Annotated in this window: 18 protein-coding genes and 1 pseudogene; 13 read left to right on the plus strand and 6 right to left on the minus strand. The window is 38.1% G+C overall.

Annotation, left to right across the window (positions count from 1 at the left end; translation table 11 throughout):
* Positions 1-135 precede the first annotated feature (135 nt).
* Positions 136-1,437, minus strand: coding sequence for a helix-turn-helix domain-containing protein (locus AC5WOC_RS14110; RefSeq protein ID WP_496056046.1), 1,302 nt, complete (start codon positions 1,435-1,437; stop codon positions 136-138).
* Between the two features lie 242 nt (positions 1,438-1,679).
* Between AC5WOC_RS14110 and AC5WOC_RS14115 the strand changes: the two genes are divergently transcribed.
* The 4 genes from AC5WOC_RS14115 to AC5WOC_RS14130 all read left to right on the plus strand — a co-directional run bounded on the left by AC5WOC_RS14115 (position 1,680) and on the right by AC5WOC_RS14130 (position 4,097).
* Positions 1,680-2,018, plus strand: coding sequence for a hypothetical protein (locus AC5WOC_RS14115; protein ID WP_496056047.1), 339 nt, complete (start codon positions 1,680-1,682; stop codon positions 2,016-2,018).
* Entirely contained in the window at positions 2,008-3,126 is a 1,119-nt protein-coding gene (locus tag AC5WOC_RS14120) for a radical SAM protein (RefSeq protein ID WP_496056048.1), read from the plus strand. The genes AC5WOC_RS14115 and AC5WOC_RS14120 overlap by 11 nt, the downstream gene beginning before the upstream one ends.
* Positions 3,099-3,629: a class IV adenylate cyclase gene (locus AC5WOC_RS14125; protein ID WP_496056049.1), complete on the plus strand. Its 531-nt coding sequence runs from the start codon at positions 3,099-3,101 to the stop codon at positions 3,627-3,629. Before AC5WOC_RS14120 ends, AC5WOC_RS14125 begins: the two co-directional genes overlap by 28 nt.
* Positions 3,630-3,791: 162 nt before the next feature.
* Entirely contained in the window at positions 3,792-4,097 is a 306-nt protein-coding gene (locus tag AC5WOC_RS14130; protein WP_496056050.1) for a hypothetical protein, read from the plus strand.
* Positions 4,098-4,206: 109 nt separating this feature from the next.
* Here AC5WOC_RS14130 and AC5WOC_RS14135 read toward each other — a convergent pair whose 3' ends face one another.
* On the minus strand, positions 4,207-6,102 hold the full coding sequence (locus tag AC5WOC_RS14135) for an ankyrin repeat domain-containing protein (RefSeq protein WP_496056051.1): 1,896 nt from the start codon (positions 6,100-6,102) through the stop codon (positions 4,207-4,209).
* Positions 6,103-6,251: 149 nt separating this feature from the next.
* On the opposite strand from AC5WOC_RS14135, the gene AC5WOC_RS14140 reads away from it, so the two are divergent.
* The 4 genes and pseudogenes from AC5WOC_RS14140 to AC5WOC_RS14155 all read left to right on the plus strand — a co-directional run.
* Positions 6,252-6,515 carry a hypothetical protein gene (locus AC5WOC_RS14140; protein WP_496056052.1) on the plus strand — a complete coding sequence of 88 codons (264 nt, stop codon included), beginning with the start codon at positions 6,252-6,254 and terminating at the stop codon, positions 6,513-6,515.
* 144 nt (positions 6,516-6,659) lie between these two features.
* Complete coding sequence (locus AC5WOC_RS14145) at positions 6,660-7,472, plus strand: TetR/AcrR family transcriptional regulator (protein WP_496056053.1); 813 nt, start codon at positions 6,660-6,662, stop codon at positions 7,470-7,472.
* Positions 7,465-8,451, plus strand: a complete 987-nt coding sequence (locus tag AC5WOC_RS14150; protein WP_496056054.1) for a glycerophosphodiester phosphodiesterase family protein — start codon at positions 7,465-7,467, stop codon at positions 8,449-8,451. Before AC5WOC_RS14145 ends, AC5WOC_RS14150 begins: the two co-directional genes overlap by 8 nt.
* Before the next feature lie 19 nt (positions 8,452-8,470).
* Positions 8,471-8,791, plus strand: a pseudogene (locus AC5WOC_RS14155) (LbetaH domain-containing protein); the annotation flags it as partial.
* A gap of 115 nt (positions 8,792-8,906) precedes the next feature.
* Here AC5WOC_RS14155 and AC5WOC_RS14160 read toward each other — a convergent pair.
* The 3 genes from AC5WOC_RS14160 to AC5WOC_RS14170 form a co-directional block, all read right to left on the minus strand.
* Positions 8,907-10,304, minus strand: a complete 1,398-nt coding sequence (locus AC5WOC_RS14160) for an MFS transporter (protein ID WP_496056055.1) — start codon at positions 10,302-10,304, stop codon at positions 8,907-8,909.
* A gap of 165 nt (positions 10,305-10,469) precedes the next feature.
* A complete protein-coding gene (locus AC5WOC_RS14165) occupies positions 10,470-10,787 on the minus strand; it encodes a ribosomal protein L7/L12 (RefSeq protein ID WP_496056056.1) in 318 nt (105 codons plus the stop codon).
* A 226-nt stretch (positions 10,788-11,013) separates the two neighbouring features.
* On the minus strand, positions 11,014-12,372 hold the full coding sequence (locus AC5WOC_RS14170; protein ID WP_496056057.1) for a hemolysin family protein: 1,359 nt from the start codon (positions 12,370-12,372) through the stop codon (positions 11,014-11,016).
* A gap of 390 nt (positions 12,373-12,762) precedes the next feature.
* Between AC5WOC_RS14170 and AC5WOC_RS14175 the strand changes: the two genes are divergently transcribed.
* The 5 genes from AC5WOC_RS14175 (at position 12,763) to AC5WOC_RS14195 (ending at position 15,668) form a co-directional block, all read left to right on the plus strand.
* Positions 12,763-13,155 (plus strand): YlbF/YmcA family competence regulator, encoded by a 393-nt coding sequence (locus AC5WOC_RS14175; protein ID WP_496056058.1) that lies wholly within the window; start codon positions 12,763-12,765, stop codon positions 13,153-13,155.
* A gap of 315 nt (positions 13,156-13,470) precedes the next feature.
* Complete coding sequence (locus tag AC5WOC_RS14180) at positions 13,471-13,905, plus strand: hypothetical protein (protein ID WP_496056059.1); 435 nt, start codon at positions 13,471-13,473, stop codon at positions 13,903-13,905.
* 148 nt (positions 13,906-14,053) lie between these two features.
* Positions 14,054-14,854 carry a septum site-determining protein MinD gene (gene minD / locus AC5WOC_RS14185; protein ID WP_496056060.1) on the plus strand — a complete coding sequence of 267 codons (801 nt, stop codon included), beginning with the start codon at positions 14,054-14,056 and terminating at the stop codon, positions 14,852-14,854.
* Between the two features lie 23 nt (positions 14,855-14,877).
* Positions 14,878-15,144, plus strand: a complete 267-nt coding sequence (locus tag AC5WOC_RS14190; protein WP_496056061.1) for a cell division topological specificity factor MinE — start codon at positions 14,878-14,880, stop codon at positions 15,142-15,144.
* Positions 15,145-15,383: 239 nt separating this feature from the next.
* On the plus strand, positions 15,384-15,668 hold the full coding sequence (locus AC5WOC_RS14195; protein WP_496056062.1) for a hypothetical protein: 285 nt from the start codon (positions 15,384-15,386) through the stop codon (positions 15,666-15,668).
* Positions 15,669-15,821: 153 nt separating this feature from the next.
* Here the strand turns inward: AC5WOC_RS14195 and AC5WOC_RS14200 are convergent, their stop codons facing one another.
* Complete coding sequence (locus tag AC5WOC_RS14200) at positions 15,822-17,576, minus strand: type IV secretory system conjugative DNA transfer family protein (RefSeq protein WP_496056063.1); 1,755 nt, start codon at positions 17,574-17,576, stop codon at positions 15,822-15,824.
* Between the last annotated feature and the right edge of the window lie 3 nt (positions 17,577-17,579).

Here is a 17,579-nt window from a genome sequence, read left to right on the forward strand (position 1 = left end):
CAAAATTAGTCATTAAAATGTATAAGCGACTTTCTTTTGTCGCATAAGGAAAAGCAACCAACTCGAAGGAAGGTTGCTTTTTCTCGATTTTAAAAAAGGTGCATTAAAATTATTCTCCGCCTGGAACACCTGATATCATAATGACTCCTCCTTGATTTTTTTATACAGTAATTGTTGATAATGGTTCGCTTTTGATTCATTTTCAATTTCCTTATAAAATTCACATAAGTCTAAGTAGATGTCAATGGAAACTTTATTACATGGAAGCAATTTTTCCAATTTGATATAAGTGGTTGTTGCATCTTCTCGTCTGTTTTGCTTCCTTTGAATTTTTCCTAATAATTGGTAAATTTGCAATTCGAATTTATCTGCTTTTTTTGTTGCTTTTAAATGTTTTATCGCCTGATTTAATTTTGTTTCTGATTCATCTATGTCTTCGATTTTTGCAAGCGTTTGTGCATAACGAAAGTACATTTCACAAATCAAATGAGACATATTGGTAACATGATGAATCAAATCAAGTGATTGTTGATAACTTATTTTAGCTTCCTCATAATCACGTATGGAGACATAAATATCACCAATCGTAATCCACAAAGAAAATAAAAGTAAGAAGTGTTTATTTTGCAGAGCTATTTCTAATCCGATTTTTGCATATTCCAAAGCTTTTAATGGTAATCCAAGTCTTGTTAAGACTGCTGCATATCTCTCATATGCTTGGATCGTAATAAAAGGGTTTGTAATATAAACATCTTTTTCAGCTAGTAGTTTTTCTGCAAATTGATAAGCTTCTTCAATTCGATTGAGATGCTCCAGATAGATGATTTGATTAAGAAGCAGATATCCTTTAAAATGCGTCCGCTCACCATCTGGTACATACACTTTAATTGCTTGGTTTGTCAGTTGATAACTCAATTCATAATCTTGCTGATCATAAAAAGCAATTCTTGCAAGTTCACTATAACAAATACATTGCATATTGGTTTTTTCCAGATTGGGGCACTCGTCCAACTTTTTAAGTGTCTGCTCATAGCTTTTTTTGGATTTGGCGTACTCATTTTGCAAGTAATAAATTTTACCTTTTATAAACTCTGCAAAAGTAGTGGCATCGGAATAGTGATGAATGTCTGAGATTGCATTTAATCGTTCCAATGCTGCTTTTTGATTACCGATGGAGATAATTTCAATATGTTTTAGTTCCTGCATAATCCCCTTTTCTCGTTTAACCATCTGATTTTCAATGCCGAATACCGACTCTGCGATGCCAAGACATTTGGCATATTCGATATATTTGTCATCTCCAACACTGATAAATCCCCGTTCTATGCTGCTGATGGTGGAAATGCTGCATTCTAATAAGGTGGCAACGTCTCGTAATGTTTTCCCTTGTTTCTTCCGTTCATCGAGTAAAAAAGAACCAATTATATCTTTGCGCATTGCCTACTCCTTTTTTCTGAACAGTCTGCGTGTTTGTTCTTGAAATCTTGTTTGTTTAGCATAATATACCAGAAAACTGTGCCAATTGCAGAAAAAAATTAGAAAATTATTAATGTTGTAAAATTATACAATTCAGATTAAAATAACGCTTAGAAAAGCAAGTGGTGGAGCAATAACTGTTCTTTTCCCTTGTTATATATTTTATTGATACATATTATTTTAACGGAAGAGGTGATGAATACATGTCTTTGCGTCTTATTGTGGAAGGTTGTGCGGTAAAAGTAACTGAATTTTTGGATCATTTGCGCGCAGTTGCTCCCAGATACCGCTTTTACGATCAATCCAATTGGACAACCTCCTCAACGGAGTCACGCGTGGAATATTACTTTGATGAAAATCCGTGCGCAAAACCGCGTGTTTCTGAGCGAGTTTCCAAACTAGAGATCACCACCAAAGACAATACAACAATAGAGATGATTTTACTCGACCCGGTCATCGTCGACATGGGCAATGGAAACACCTATATTCATGGGAAAAACTACGATATTTTTGCAGCAGGAGAGAAGGAGAATGGTTTGTAGCAAGATACCGCGTTTTGTGGAGCGCGATCAAACACTTCGCATCAAAATAATCGATTCATGCGGCATGACTTGTACCTTTTGTCATAACGAGGGTACGCCTGTAACGGCAGACAACCGAAAGCAAGCAGCAGGTAATTGGATAACCCATGGTGCATCTGGCAGAACATCGATTTATGCCAAAACAAATGGCGTCAACTTTCGTTCGGCAATCATTATGCCGGATGACGAATTTCGTGTTACCTTGGATAAATTGCAGAAACGCTTTGATTTAAAAGAAGTACATTTGACTGGTGGAGAGCCGACGTTGCATCCTCAATTAGCGCAATTAGTGGAGTTGATTTCTGCTCAAGGTTTGTCAGTAGGAATGACTTCCAATGGTGAAAATGGAGCAAAGGTCATCCCAGATGCAGCGAAAGCAGGTCTAAAAAAAATAAACTTTTCCGTCTTCGGTACAACGGGAGAAGAGTTGATGCAAGTACAAAATGCATCTTGTAAAACTCCGCAATGGGGTGAGCATAAAATAAAAGCATTACGAGATTCGATGCGTTGTGCAATTGAGCATCAAATCAAAGTAGCGGTGAACATGGTCATCGTAGATTCTTCCCATATTGAGCGTATTCGACGGTTGTTAGATGATTTTCCACCTGAAATCAGTATTCGGATCATGCGTTCCTTGGAAACAAGAGAAGAAGCCACAAAAGCCATTCGATCATTGGGAAAGGAACATGGAGCAAGTCTAGTATCTTATCGGGTGACAGCAGGTGTTTCCGATGAGCGATTTGAGTACTGGCTTAAGGACAATAAAAAGATTTGGTATAGAAAACTACGAAATGTACGGCTGCCCAGTATGTGTAAAACTTGTTCATTTAACAACGACAAAGATTGTCATGAAGGATTTTATGGCATTCGTCTCTACAAAGATCATTTCGGGTGTTATCAAGTTGGCGTCTGCATTCAACGGATGGATTTATGCCAGCCGGTAGATGCATTTTTAGAGAGTGAGACAGCCCGTGAAATCGAGAAGTTTCAAAGAAAAGAATACAATCGGCTAAAACAAGAAATCCAAAGGAGTGATATTACATGTCCATTGAATTTGAAGCAAAAGTAATCGATATCGACAAAGCAGAGTTGGAGGACAAAATCATGCAATTAGGAGGGACGAAACTTGGAAAAGCATTGATGAAACGTTATGTTTACGATATTAACCCTGAGCAGAGAGGGCACTGGATACGACTGCGAGATGACGGAAAACAGATTACATTGACGGTGAAAAAAATATATCATGACGGGATCAGCGGTACAGAAGAAGAGGAAGTGATCGTCGATGATTTTGTGAAAACCAATGCTTTGCTGCAATTAATGGGTTTTACTCCTTCTGCTTATCAAGAAAACGAACGGACTAGTTTTTTACTCCATAACAGCAGAGTGGAACTCGATCATTGGCCGATGATCCCGCCATACATCGAAATCGAAGCTGATTCCAAAGAGAAAGTGATCGAAACGGCAATACAGCTGGGGTTTGAAGAAGAGCAGTTAACTGGCGAAAACACGGTAAAAATTTATGCAAAGTATGGAATTGATCTGGATAAGATTGCTGATTTGCGGTTTTAACAAAGAAAGGAAGGTTACAGTCGATGAAATGGTCATCTAACTTTTGTCCCAAAAATCCAACGGCTTTAACCGTATGGAGTTGTCAACGTTAACGTATAGAATTATCCGGAAAAACATTGTATAGTACAAATAAGATAATCGTCTGCTCTCAGGAGAAAAGACATGCTTAATGGTCCGTCTGCTACTCCACAGGCTGTTGCTGCAGAGATGGGGAGAATCGGTCGAAGGCTGCGCGATAGAACCTACAACATTCAGCCGAATGACAACGCACTGGAAAGGTTTCTGAAGTATCTTACTTCGGGGTATGAGGCAAATACGTACAGGATGGAAGCTGAAAAGATCGCCAGGCGAATTCGCATGGGCGATTATGAATCTGCGTATCTTGCCCTCCAGTGGTATTGTGAGGTGGAAAACGATCTGGATCTGAAGCAGATACTAGAGTGGGTTGAAGCCCGTAAGCAGAACTGAAAAAGGCAGCAGTGTCTTTGGGGATCCAGAGACACTGCTGCAACAGTAGATTAGCCTATATCGTAAAATTTTAATAAAACAAAAGGATATCATTTATTGGTATCCTTTTTTATCTTAATGCTTTATGAATTTCTTCCACTGCTGATATATAAAAGCTTTGTGCTTCTTCCAGCCGCGACTTATCTTCATCCGAAAGTTTATTTTGGTTCCAGTTATAGAGATATACGCCTGGTTGGTAACGATTGATTAAATCTTTATCTGTTTTTTCGTCAGGATTTTCATACCACTGTTGGAAGAGTGCTTGAATCTCTTTTTCGTATTTTTTCTCACAGCAGACATGCAAATGGTAGATGGTACTGTAATTAAAATCATCATACCAATTAATTAATAATATATAACAGCGAGCATCGGTTGGATGAAAAAGGATTTGGTAATCAGACAGCGGCGGCTTGTAACTTTCATCCCATTCTTCGTAGTATTCTTCCTCTTCGTCTGCTGTGCTTTGAATCATAAAAGGAACTGCCTCTGTACGATAACCTAACTTCTCTTTTAATGTATACAATCGTTTGAAGTGATTATCCGGGTTTATTCCATATAAACTAAGCAGCATCAGATCACTGTGATCTTTTTTTATTGTATCATTTACCTCATCCACCATAGGTGCAGGCTGAATATCAGGAAGAGGCAGTGTTGCTTTTTGCATGCGTTTTGCCAATAGATCGATGATTTTTTGGTCCAATAAATGGAAAGCCAGTTCATAAGGAGTAAATCCGGAGTCTGGATCTGTCGTATTTAGATCAGCACCATGATCCAAAAATAGATTTATTAATTCGATGTTTCTATAGTGAATGGCTCGTATCAGTGGAGTGCCAAAATAGTTAATCGGCGCATTTACATCCAAACCAGCTTCCAATAATACTTTACAAAGCGGAATCGTTTGATCGTGGCGATTGGAACCTCGGATTGCTTCATTCCATAGTCCTGCACTACGAACAGGAGCACCGATTTTAATAAACTTTTTCACGATTTCGGTGTCACCTCTGCCAATCGGCCAGATCAAAAAATCTTTCATCATTTCTGGTTCAGTTTTCGCTCCATAATGAATAAGGATATCGATTGCCTCTGTAGACTCCGCATCTCGAAGTGGTGGATGGTAAAAATAATGTCCGCCAACTTGTACTTCTGGATCAGCACCGTATTGCAGCAAAAGCTCTAGTATTTCAAGTAAATTGCGTCTCGTCGCAAGATGAAGCAAGGAAGGCATATTACCCATAGGATGATTGGGATCAGCTCCATAGCGCAACAAAAGCTCTACCATCTCGGTATTTTCTTGCTTGATGGCATTCTCCAGAGGGACATGTACATAATGATTTGGATAATCCGGTTTTGCTCCATTTTTGAGCAGAAGTTCTGTCAGCTCTATGTTTTTTGTATCCACGGCGATATGGATCGGCAGTCGGAATTCTACTTGATAGTCTCGTTCATTGAGAAGATTGGGATGTACACCCAATGTGAGTAAAGTTTTTACTTCTTCGATATCTTCCGATTCAACTGCTTCATACAGTGATTTTTTTGGCAGTGTCGGTGGTAATTTTTTAGGAAGTACTTTCTGCATTATTTCTCCTGTTCGTGCAGCTTGCCAAGGAAGAAGGCCATAGTCATTGGCAGTATCCACACTAGCATCAAGAGACAAAAGCGTTTCTACTGCTTCTTTACAACCAGTTAATGCAGCAAAATGCAAAGGTGTATTTCCATCGATATCCTGTGTATTGATATCAATTCCTTGCCCAACAAAGAAGTGGATCGCTTCTATGTTGTTACCAGCTGCTGCGATATGTAACAAAGATACCTTCGTAGTCTCTTCAATACAGGAGTCATTTTCCTTAAACTCCTGTTGAAAGACTGCAAAGCCTTTATTTAAAAGAATAGTACTCAAATGGTTAAAACGTTCATTGTAATAATGAAGATCGTACATAAGTCCTACTAGTGGTGGTAAACTTCTCATATTATGCACGCCTTTTCGCAGATGTTTGTTTGATTTAATTTATCATAGATGAGTGACGCTGGATAATGGAGGAAATAGAGGTAGAAAAATTATGTCCCCCGAAGTTCAGTTATCCTTGCAGATAGTGAACCTCGGGGGAGATGACCCTTATGAAATTAGGAGGACTTCAACTAGCGAACTCTACCTCTGATGGGAGGGAATCACTTCTTCTCGTTGTTATCCTGAATCTTGCCGAGGCAAGTCGGACAGGGAAGCAGCATCTTGCCACTTTCCTTATCCTTAATGGGAAAAGTTCCTGCCCGATTCGTGCAACCCTTGTAACCACACTTGATTTTGGCGCGATGGGACGCTTTGGTCATGATGGACCTTTCTTCGTAAGGGTCAACCTTTATTTAAAGTATACTATTTTATAATCAGGTAAGAAAATAAAATATTAGCTTTATAAATATATTGATAAATACTAGCAGAAACGAAAACAAACTCTGTATAAAAGAGTTTGTTTTCAATATTGGATATATAAATCCTTTGGAATTTTATACGTATATTCCTAACAGCAAATGGTCGTAATCACAACAGCTCCATTGCCTGTAACGATTTCAGCAGTATTGACTTGGTTTGTTCCACTATTGAACGATCCTGCCTCACCACCGCCGCTATTATTAACACTACCGTTTCCACCAAATCCTCCAGCTTGGATCGCTTTTGCAGAAAAATTCTTGCATCATGAGACAATTAACGGTAAAATGACCACAGTCAAAAATGACCATGGTCATTTTTTTGGTGGTGGAAAAGTGCGAAGAGAGATAAAGAAAAAACAGACAAAAGAATCCATTATTCAGCATGCGATGATGCTGTTTAAACAAAAGGGGTATGAAAACGTAAAAGTAGAAGAGATCACAGAAGCATGTGGAATTGCTAAAGGAACGTTTTTTAATTATTTCCCGAAGAAGGAACATATTTTGTTATACATAACGGATACCTATATGGAACGGTTGGAAGAAATAATGTTACAAAGTCATCAAGAGGGGTCTCTGATTGAGGGAATCAAAGGTTTTTTTGTGAAATTACTCTTGATCTATCAAAAGCATGAAGATATATTAGGGCTTATTTTACAAGAGACGATAAGAAGTGAAATTCAACAAGAGTTAGAGACATCCAATATAAAAAATTTTCAAGCGATAGTAACACAGTTGATTGAACATGCAAAAGCAAAGAAACAAATTGTGTCCAAATGGGAAAGTTCGCAAATCGCCTCCAGTTTGGTTGCTGCATTTCTTTATGTGCTGATAACGGTTGGCAGAAAAGAAGAAAGTATATCAATTTTACAACAACAACTGGATACCATCTGGGAGGGCATCGTTCGTGAATAGACTGAAAAAAATAGCAAAAAGCAAATTTTTTCTTACTTTTGTGGTGCTAGTTGCTTTTATATACATAAATAATACTTCATTGTTTTCCAAGCCGCTTCATCCTACCCCAAAATTACTCGCACATCGTGGGTTGGCCCAGACGTTTTCGATGGTAAATATTCAAAATGACACATGTACAGCGGAACGTATCTATCAACCGGAGTACCCTTTTTTAGAAAACACCATTGCTTCCATGGAGGCTGCCTTTCAAAAAGGGGCAGATCTAGTGGAATTAGATGTACATGAGACAAAGGACAAGCAATTTGCCATCTTTCATGATTGGACGATGGACTGCCGTACAAATGTAAAAGGTGTAACAAAAGATTACACCATGGCACAGCTAAAGAAAGTCGATATTGGGTATGGTTATACTGCTGATAATGGAAAGACGTATCCGTTTCGAGGCAAAGGTATTGGATTGATGCCTTCCCTGACAGAAGTGCTGGATCATTTCCCAAATAAACAGTTATTGATCGATGTGAAGAGCAGCGATCCATTAGAAGGTGAGTTGCTTGCTTCCTATTTGGGCAAATTATCAGCAAAACACCGCAGTTTATTGACTGTTTACGGTGGAGATGAGCCGATTGCAGCTTTGAAAGCGAAGTTGCCAGATATGCGTGTGATGTCCAAAGCGACCATGAAAAGTTGTCTAATTCCTTATATCGCAATAGGTTGGACTGGTTATATCCCGCAAACTTGCGAGCATACTGAGCTTCATATACCCGAAAAAATAGGGCCATGGTTATGGGGATGGCCTGTCAAGTTTTTAGACCGAATGGAGAAGGCTGGTACGCAAGTAGTCATTGTTGGTGGGGATGGCAGTGAGTTTTCGAGCGGCTTTGATACACCAGCAGATATCAAACGTCTTCCGAAAGGTTTCTCTGGATGGATCTGGACCAATCGCATTGATCGTATTGCGCCATTGTATAAAAAGGAATAGGAATGGAAATCAAATATGTGAAAATGATGTATGGATTGGGAAAGATGTAACGATAATGCCAGATGTGACGATCGGAGATGGCTCTATCATTGCTTCTCATTCCGTTGTGACTAAGGACGTAGATCCATATACGATAATAGGTGGGAATCCAGCAAAACGAATCAAACTGCGTTTCTGCGGAAAAATAGCAGAGGAGTGGCTGGTTATACAATGGTGGGACTGGCACATCGAAACGATATCCAATCATATTGATAGTATTGTCAGTGGAGATATGGAGGCATTAAAAAAAGCAGCAAGAGAAAGTCGAAACCAAAAAATAATACATGAAGATAAAGCCTAGTATTACTTGCGATACTGGGCTTTATTGAATCATCTGCATCGTTTTGTCTCCTTAAATCCATCGATCTGTAATAAGATACATCCATATAATTGATGTATCGATTGCTAATCCATTTCTACTCGGCTAAATTCATTGTAGTACTGTGATTATCTAGACATGGATTGGAACGTATCTTTGGTTTATTTGCCCATGTTAAGTAGATGCTTGCCAAAACAGGGACGAGTATGGAAAGGGATAAGAAATATAGTATCGTCACTTCTTTTGAGAAGAGACTTAATAAAATAGATACAGTCATCACGCTCAAAATACTCCCCATTTGTCTTACTAGATTGACTAAGGAAGATATCTCGTTGTGATATGTTTCTTTTGTTGCAGAAAAAGCAGCATTCATTAATACCGGTGCAATGGCTCCTGATGATCCTAAGAGAATGAAACTGAGTATGATGAGAGATGGTAAAGCCGCTATTGTAAAGTATGCAAATAAGAGTATGCTTCCGCCCACAATCGCAAATAAACATAGTTGCTGTGTGAATGTTTTTCCAAGTTTATTTACTAATATTGGGGATAGAAAAGAGGAGACCAACATACCTGATAATGTGATAGGCAAAAATTTAATCCCTGTTTCAAAAGACGATAAATGAATGTCTTCTTGAAAATAAATAGAGAGGAAATACATAATCCCGTAAATCGAAAAATTATAGGTGGAGCCGTTAATCAAGCTGGAAATATTTAATCGCGAAAACATTTGTCGGGATAAGACATGTGTCTTTCCTTGCTTAAACTGCAAGATGTATCTCCAGCCTAAAAGGAGTAGAAGAAGGGAACCTATCGTGAATAAAATTGGCAATTGATCCATCAATTTATACTCATGAGTTATATACACCAACGATACAATAAGGAGTACTACAATCGTTTGCTCCTTAAAAAAGATCGGTATACTTTCCCTCTTCACATCCTGAATGGCAATACTTGCAGTCAAAATAACGATTAACGTGAACGGAATATTAATTAAGAAAATACTTTGCCATCCCCAGACATCATTTAAAAGTCCCCCAACCAATGGAGAGAAGGCAAATCCTATGCCCGAGGTGCCTGACCAGATACCAAAGGCAATTGCTCGTTTTCGAGGTTCTGTGACAGTAGAAGAGAGTAATTTTGTTGCAACAGGTGCAAATAAAGCAGCACCAATCCCTTGTATAATTCGTGAGATTAGTAAGTCAATATAGTTTGTTGACAACGCACAAAATAGAGAACCTGCCATAAAGACGGTAATGCCAGTAATAAAAGCATTTTTCGCTCCCGTTCTTTTACTGATCCTAGCAAAGAGTAATATCAATGAAGCAAATGCCAACACATAACTGTTTACTATCCATGAAGTTTGTGAAAGGTTTAGTTGAAGTTGTCTTCGTAGCTCTGGGATTATAATGTTTACAATATTGGAATCTAAAATAATTAGGAAACTACCTACACAAATGCTTATTAGACTAATTATTTCTTGTCGTTTAAAAGCCATAACGGCACCTCATTTCAAATACATTTGAACTAACATCTATTATTTCAAATGTATTTGAAATGTCAAGAGGAAACTTCAATTTATGACAGATGTGTGCTTTAAAAAATCTCAAGCTGTGCTGTGTATAAATAACAAAACCCAGTATGAAAAACTGGGTTTGTTGTATCAATGGTGTATCTTCCAATCCAATTGATCTACATATTCTTTTGCTTCCTTTAGACCATATCCATATATCTCACGTGTTCGTTTGATTGCTTCGATTTTCTTCCCTTGATGGATGAGCTGAATGATGTCATTGTCTTTGGGTGAAACAGTATCTAATTCGACTCCTACTTTTTCCCCTACTTGATGCAAGAGATCTTCAATATGATGAATGCGTTGTTCCATGCGAAAAATTCTTTTCTTTTCGTTATTTGAGCTAAGCAGAATAACAAAACAGAGTATAAAAAAAAGAATAGGGGTGAAGATCATCCATAAATCCATGTATAAATCTCCTCCAAATCTTATTATTTTTCAATATTGTCAACACACTTTTACGATATAGAAAAATAAATGTTATGTCTATGGTTAAAATATTTTATTGGTTATTATTATTTTTGATATTTCAGATAGAAATACTTTTATTTTTTTTAAGATGAATGAACATTGAAAAAGACCTTTGTTATTCAAAATAAAAGAAAAGCCGTTCTGAATGATTCAGAACGGCTTTTTAATGATTTACTTCTAACTCATTTTCAGTGGGTACCTGCGTTTCATCAGGAATAATTTTTCTCACCACAGACAAACGCGTGACGCTATTGTGATCCATTTCTTGTACGGTGAAGACTAAACCGTCGTACTCAATGATTTTCCCGACTTTTGGAACCTCTTGCAGTCGGGAGAAAACCCATCCCCCAATGGTATCGTTATCGTCATCTTCGATATCTGTGTGAAAGTAATCATTTACTTCTTCGATCAATAACCTTGCATCGATTGATGTTTCTACCCCTTTTTGTTGGAAAAAGGGCTGTTCGTCGTCAAATTCATCTTGGATTTCTCCAACAATTTCTTCAATAATATCTTCTAGTGTCAAAAGGCCGGATGTACCGCCATATTCATCGACGACAATAGCCATTTCGGTCTTATTTTTTTGTAACGTCTGCAAAATATCTTTGATTTCCATTGTTTCAGGTACCAATATTGCTGGTCGAACCATTTGAGATAACTGCACATCTTCTTGTTGGATAATACGTTCGTATACATCACGAATGTGTATGATCCCGATAATATCGTCTTTATCTTTACCGCATAGAGGAAAGCGGGTAAATTGACTTTCTTTTATTATTTCTATGTTCGAAGCTAAATCGTCATCCACATAAATACAAACTATGTTTACTCGTGGCACCATCACTTCCCGTCCCACGCGATCTGTGAACTCAAAAATATTATCAAATAGCGACAACTCTGTTTGATCAATCATGCCGCTCTTATGACTTTGTTCTACTAACATGCGTATTTCTTCTTCTGTATGAGCCTGTTGATGATCTGGTTCAAGAGGAACACCTAGTAGTTTTAAGATTAAGTTTGCGGATTGATTCAGCAGCCAAATTGCTGGTCGAAAGATAACAAAAAAGATTTGCATTGGTCTTGCAACAATCAAGGTTGTACCTTCTGCTTTCCGAATGGCCAAGGACTTCGGCGCCATTTCCCCCAATACAATATGGAGAAATGTAATCAACACAAAAGCAATAACGCTAGAGATGATATGCAAAGCACTGTTTGAAAGATGAAAGGTATTCAGAATAGGTTTTAAAAGCTCAGCAATTACACTTTCTCCTACCCAACCCAGTCCTAAGGATGCAATAGTAATACCTAACTGTGTTGCGGACAAATAAGCATCTAGGTTGAGCAGTACTCTTTGCGCTATTTTCGCACGGAAATTTCCTTCTTCGGTTAGTTGCGCTATTCGAGTAGAGCGGACTCGTACCATTGCAAATTCGGATGCTACAAAGAAACCGTTTAATAATACAAGGAAAATTACGATTGCGATTTGTATGATGAGACTAACCAGGTCATGGTCACTATCCAATGATGGACAACCTCCTAAAAGTAAGTATCAAAAGCAATTATAACACAGGTTAAAGATGAACTTTTGATCTTTTGACAATTTCCTTAGTCTTCTCCGAAAAAAGTTTTTGGAATACCAATCCATACATTATTACTAGAAATATTAATCATCAGATGTGAAAATACCAATACGAAGTTTTTCTTTATTATGTGCGGTTTGTTAAGCGATCAAACAAAAGGATGGAAGGATCACCTAATAACATTTCAATAATACAAGGGATATTTTAGAGTCTAACAACATAAATAGTAGGGGAAGCAATTTTTATAGCTTCCCCCTTCCTTGCATATGGCCCTCCAAAGCGTTACAGGAGGGCACTTTGTGTTACAATAAAAGCAATGGAGGGACATATGTATGAATACGCTTGATATAAATGAATTGGTGGAAGCAGCCCAACAATTAGGGCATCAAATAAATGATTCTGAAGAAGTAAAAAATTATTTGGAGCTTAAGAAACAACTCTATAATAACGCTGAAGCACAAATGCTAATGAAATCTTTTGAGAAAGTAAAAGAAGATTTCGAGGAGACAAAACGGTTTGGTATTTTTCATCCAAATTATCATGAAGCCAAAGATAAGATGGCTGAATATCAAGGGAAAATGAGCGAACATCCGGTCATTGGGAAATACATGGAAGCAGAAGAGAAAGTGGAACATTTGTTATATCAAGTGTCGCATATGCTTGCAAGGTCTGTATCCAAAGAAGTAAAAGTACCAAATGAGTTAATGAGAAAGAAACGGAAATAAACTGTATAAAGATTTTTTAACACAAACTCTTGTCTTCTGGTGCGAGAAAGAGGATCTCAAAACACATCTCTCACTTATTTATTCACAAATCTACAATCCATATGGTTCCTCGCACCATTTTCTTCCCTTTACGTATTAAAAACATGCAATAGACATTGATTTGATTTTCCATAAAAATGTTTCCCGGTAAAAATGAAGATATAGAAAATGATGGTAGGGGGTGCCTCTGCCTATTTTGCAACGTTACAAATGCTTGACATTTTATTAGAATCCCTTTTTATATATAGGATATGAGCAGAAAATGGAGGATTACCCATGAATTTATTTGAGGATTTAAGAAATAAAATTGGAAAAAGCGTTGCAGAAACAGGTCAAGCTTCGAAACGAATGATCGAGCTAAGCAAACTCAACTACAAACGAAAAGAAAAGAAGCGGGAAGCAGACCGTATTGCGGAAGAAATCGGATGGATTGTTTTCACACAATGGGAAAAAGACCAAAATATCCCAATTGGTAAAGATTTGAAAATTGCGTTAGAACGATTACAATATATGCAGAATGAGATAAAATTATTAGATGTGGAAATCGAAAAAGTAAAAACCGACAAACAACTATATGGTGATGCATTTTTTCCATCCCAATCAGCCACAGCAGAAGTTTCTTCCCTGCTGGTGTATTTATGTCCTTACTGCGCCCATCAAGTAGGAGAAGATGACAGACAGTGTGGAAATTGTCAGAAAAGATATTACTAATTTCATCATTTTTTGAAGGAAACAAACAATATTTGTCGAAATGAGAAAAAATGGAAATTACACCTTCTGGACGAATATTGTGTCGGTTTTAATCCAATTTGATATAAAACGAAAAAAATAACTGACTTCTCCAGAAAGGAGTATGTAGATGAGCCAGAGATCAGTAGCCATTACCATTACAAGTGGGAAAGGGGGAGTAGGGAAGTCTACTACAGTAGCATCTGTTGGACTGGGTTTAGCACAGTTAGGACACCGTGTTTGTTTGGTGGATACCGATATTGGTCTGCGAAAATTAGATCTCATGCTTGGTTTAGAGAATCGAATCGTATACGATATTGTTGATGTGATTGAAGGAGTTAGTAAGTTAAGACAATCGCTTGTCCGTCATAAGGAGTATCCAGACTTAGCTTTGCTTCCAGCAGCTCAAACCCGATATAAAGAAGAAGTTTCACCCGCACAGGTAAAACAAGTAGTAAATGAGTTACGTAAGGAATTCGACTTTATCATTATCGATTCTCCGGCTGGTATAGAAGGTGGATTTCGTAACGCGATTGCCGCGGCTGATCGAGCTATTTTGGTCGTAAACCCTGAGATTCCATCTGTTAGGGATTCTGATCGTGTAATTGGTTTGTTAGAATCAGCAAATCTAGATCAGATCGATCTGGTTGTAAACCGAGTGCAGCCCGATATGGTAAAAGATGGAGATATGCTCAGCGTAGATCGTGTAAAAAATCATTTAGCAATAAACTTACTTGGTGTTGTTCCAGAAGATAAAAGAATTATTCGGTCATCTAACACAGGCGAACCGGTCATCTTAGACGGAAAATCGTATGCAGGTAAAGCATTTTCCAACATTGCTCGCAGGCTCTCTGGTGAAGATGTGCCTTTTCTCGAACTAGAAGAAGGTACTCTGATTTCACGGATAAAACGATTGTTTCACATCGCGTGAAATGAAAACGAGGTGAAACAGCTTTGACGTTGTTCAATATGTTCAATAAGGAGAGAGAAGAACCAACAGCAGTGACAGCAGATGATCGTCTATCTCTTGTCCTTAGCTATCAAAGATCGGACATTGATGAAAAAAAATTAAAATTGTTTCAGTCCAGATTGATCGAGCTTTGTGATGATTTTGGCTATGATGTGGTGGGACAAGTCACTGTTGTCCCACAATCAAAAGAACGCACCACCATTATAAATGCGAGTATTCCTGTTCGACCGAAAAATACTGCTAAAGAATGAGATGCTGTTAAGTTATCATACATTAATTTGATTATGTTTCATCAGATACATAATGAATATACACTTAATTGCATTGGAAAAAACGCTGGTTCCCATTAGTATGTTTGCTGTGGAATCAGCGTTTTTATATGTCCTAGTAATGAGCAAATTAATAAAAAATATTCACTTAACGATAATTTGAAAAATAGATATAATTATTTATAGAACGAACTGTCCGAACAATCTCTTAGGAGTGGGACATGATCTCGGCTCTGTCCAAGTTCGCGGTGGAAGTGCGTGAAAATCTCGTCTACAGGTGGGTGTTCTTCACTGCGTTGAGCGCTGTTTTCTGGTCTCTCGTTTTGTTCTCCCATTTCAATGTGCTCGCTCTGGGTACTCTCGGCATTCTCCTCCTCTTGTGGTTGATGGAGATTCGTTGGGACTTTGACGGGTATCTGAAGGAATGGTGGGAGGTTACAGGAAGGGTGGAACTGCTCATCATTTCCAGCACTTTCCTGATCACGGTGATTTTCCGCACCGTCTGACAGCAAAGTTCGATTGATCAAATTTCGGACAGATTGGCCTTCTATTACTTGGTGATAGAAGGCTGACTGTAAATAATGTTGATATCATAGATCTACAACACAAATGTATTTATGAAAGAAATAAAAAAACCTATCCATTTGGGATAGATTTTTTTATTTAGATGCAGCTTGAACTTGGGTCACATCAATCAACAGATCAGGAATTTTACGAATAACAACTGCTTGTCCACGACCGAGTGTTTTTAGTGTATTTGGGTGAATGACATACACTTCTTCATCGGATACATTGCCGACTCCTGTCGGTCGTTTTCCGATGATTGTTTCTTCTGTATTCAGTGATTTTCGATAAACAATATGTGTCCCAACTACTCCAGCCATGTATTCGGCAGAGTCTGGCACATCCTGTCGATGGACGATTTTGACGTTTGTATTGCCGACCACTTGATCTACTAGTTCTTCACCGCCAGCAATTGCGAGATCCGCGAGCTCCTGTGTTGCAATCAAACAGCAAAAGCCTGCTGACCTGCTTTTGTTGATCATATTGACAACTTGCTCTCCAGCAAAAAGATTAAACTCGTCCAAAACAACATAAATATGATCTTCTCTGCCCCTTTCGGTTATAGCAGCTGCGACAGATTTTAAATCTTCTACGATCATTGCACCCAGCGCCGGCGTAAAAGAAGAATAACTCAAACCAGATAAAGACATAATGACCACTCGTTTATCAAGAACGGCTTCTAATAAATCAAGTGCATTTCCATCGTCTTTAAACAATGGACCAACAGCACTTTCTGTCATAAGCGCCAGCCTGTCTTTCAGTCCATCAATCGCACTTTTGTGTCCTGCATCCAGTCCATTGATATAGTCTTTGATTTCTTCTTGAACTTCTTTGTCTAATTTTGTTTTTTTAACCCATTTTAACAATGTTTTGGTTTCCAATAACTTTTGTACATTTACCAGATCCGGCGGAACATTACGCAATTTTATGATACGAAATACTAGTTGGAGATATCGTTCTGCTGCTCGTTTGTAGTATGCTTCTGTCCATTCTTCTGCCGCGATTAGTTTGTCCTTTAGTTCGGTTTCATTGCCGTGTTTTAATGGATTGTAATGCAGATCTCCGCTATACGAAAAAGCTTGGAAAGGACGTTCGTATTGCAAAGCCAAATTTTTAAGATCTGCAATCAGTCCTGGATCGCCTTTTCCATCGACGAAAATAACTGGTTTTCCTCTTCGAATAGCACTTTCCAATATAACCATCAATGTATTGGTCTTTCCAGCGCCGGTTGCTCCAAGTACAAGTGCATGCATGTTTAATTCTTCGTCTTTCACAATGACAGGTTTGCCTTTTTTGTCAATTCCGAGCGCAACTCCATAATCAAGAGTAGGTAATCGAACTCCTTTTGGGAATGTTACCTTTTGTTCTTTCTGCCCCTTTTTAATATTAATAGGAAGACGTATCAATTCTGGACGATGAACAACAAGCCACAAACCGATTCCGCCCAATAACGTTCCTATTCCAAGCGATGCCGGAATTGCTATCATCGTAGCGATGGGAATGTATCCCCAAATAACTTCAAGCGCCTTGGACCAATCAAAATCCAACTGAGGAAGGGATAAAGTGAAGTTAGTAAAGATGGTTTTGCTCATTTGCCAATACGTTTGCACAACATCCATATACTGTGTTAAGTATCCGAAAAAACCCATCATACAAGTGAAAACTATGCCTGCGACCACCAGCCACCAAGATTTCCATTCATATTTTTTTCCGATAATAATTAAAGTGATGCCAAGGATACAAGGGATCAAAAAAACGATGACAAAGGCAGCTTGCAAAAGAAACCAGAATAGAGTAATCATTAAAGAATCATTGGATGCTGATGCAGATCCTCCGCTGCTATTCTCCATTTT

Source organism: Shimazuella sp. NTD247, from assembly GCF_059510415.1.

Excerpts from the sequence above, each read along its gene's own strand:
- AC5WOC_RS14165 (WP_496056056.1), bottom strand. The coding sequence starts at position 10,787 with ATGGATTTATGGATGATCTTCACCCCTATTCTTTTTTTTATACTCTGT.
- AC5WOC_RS14140 (WP_496056052.1), top strand. The coding sequence starts at position 6,252 with ATGAAATTAGGAGGACTTCAACTAGCGAACTCTACCTCTGATGGGAGG.
- AC5WOC_RS14145 (WP_496056053.1), top strand. The coding sequence starts at position 6,660 with ATGGTCGTAATCACAACAGCTCCATTGCCTGTAACGATTTCAGCAGTA.
- AC5WOC_RS14135 (WP_496056051.1), bottom strand. The coding sequence starts at position 6,102 with ATGAGAAGTTTACCACCACTAGTAGGACTTATGTACGATCTTCATTAT.
- AC5WOC_RS14160 (WP_496056055.1), bottom strand. The coding sequence starts at position 10,304 with ATGGCTTTTAAACGACAAGAAATAATTAGTCTAATAAGCATTTGTGTA.
- minD (WP_496056060.1), top strand. The coding sequence starts at position 14,054 with ATGAGCCAGAGATCAGTAGCCATTACCATTACAAGTGGGAAAGGGGGA.
- AC5WOC_RS14180 (WP_496056059.1), top strand. The coding sequence starts at position 13,471 with ATGAATTTATTTGAGGATTTAAGAAATAAAATTGGAAAAAGCGTTGCA.
- AC5WOC_RS14120 (WP_496056048.1), top strand. The coding sequence starts at position 2,008 with ATGGTTTGTAGCAAGATACCGCGTTTTGTGGAGCGCGATCAAACACTT.
- AC5WOC_RS14175 (WP_496056058.1), top strand. The coding sequence starts at position 12,763 with ATGAATACGCTTGATATAAATGAATTGGTGGAAGCAGCCCAACAATTA.
- AC5WOC_RS14195 (WP_496056062.1), top strand. The coding sequence starts at position 15,384 with ATGATCTCGGCTCTGTCCAAGTTCGCGGTGGAAGTGCGTGAAAATCTC.
- AC5WOC_RS14200 (WP_496056063.1), bottom strand. The coding sequence starts at position 17,576 with ATGGAGAATAGCAGCGGAGGATCTGCATCAGCATCCAATGATTCTTTA.
- AC5WOC_RS14115 (WP_496056047.1), top strand. The coding sequence starts at position 1,680 with ATGTCTTTGCGTCTTATTGTGGAAGGTTGTGCGGTAAAAGTAACTGAA.
- AC5WOC_RS14125 (WP_496056049.1), top strand. The coding sequence starts at position 3,099 with ATGTCCATTGAATTTGAAGCAAAAGTAATCGATATCGACAAAGCAGAG.
- AC5WOC_RS14130 (WP_496056050.1), top strand. The coding sequence starts at position 3,792 with ATGCTTAATGGTCCGTCTGCTACTCCACAGGCTGTTGCTGCAGAGATG.
- AC5WOC_RS14110 (WP_496056046.1), bottom strand. The coding sequence starts at position 1,437 with ATGCGCAAAGATATAATTGGTTCTTTTTTACTCGATGAACGGAAGAAA.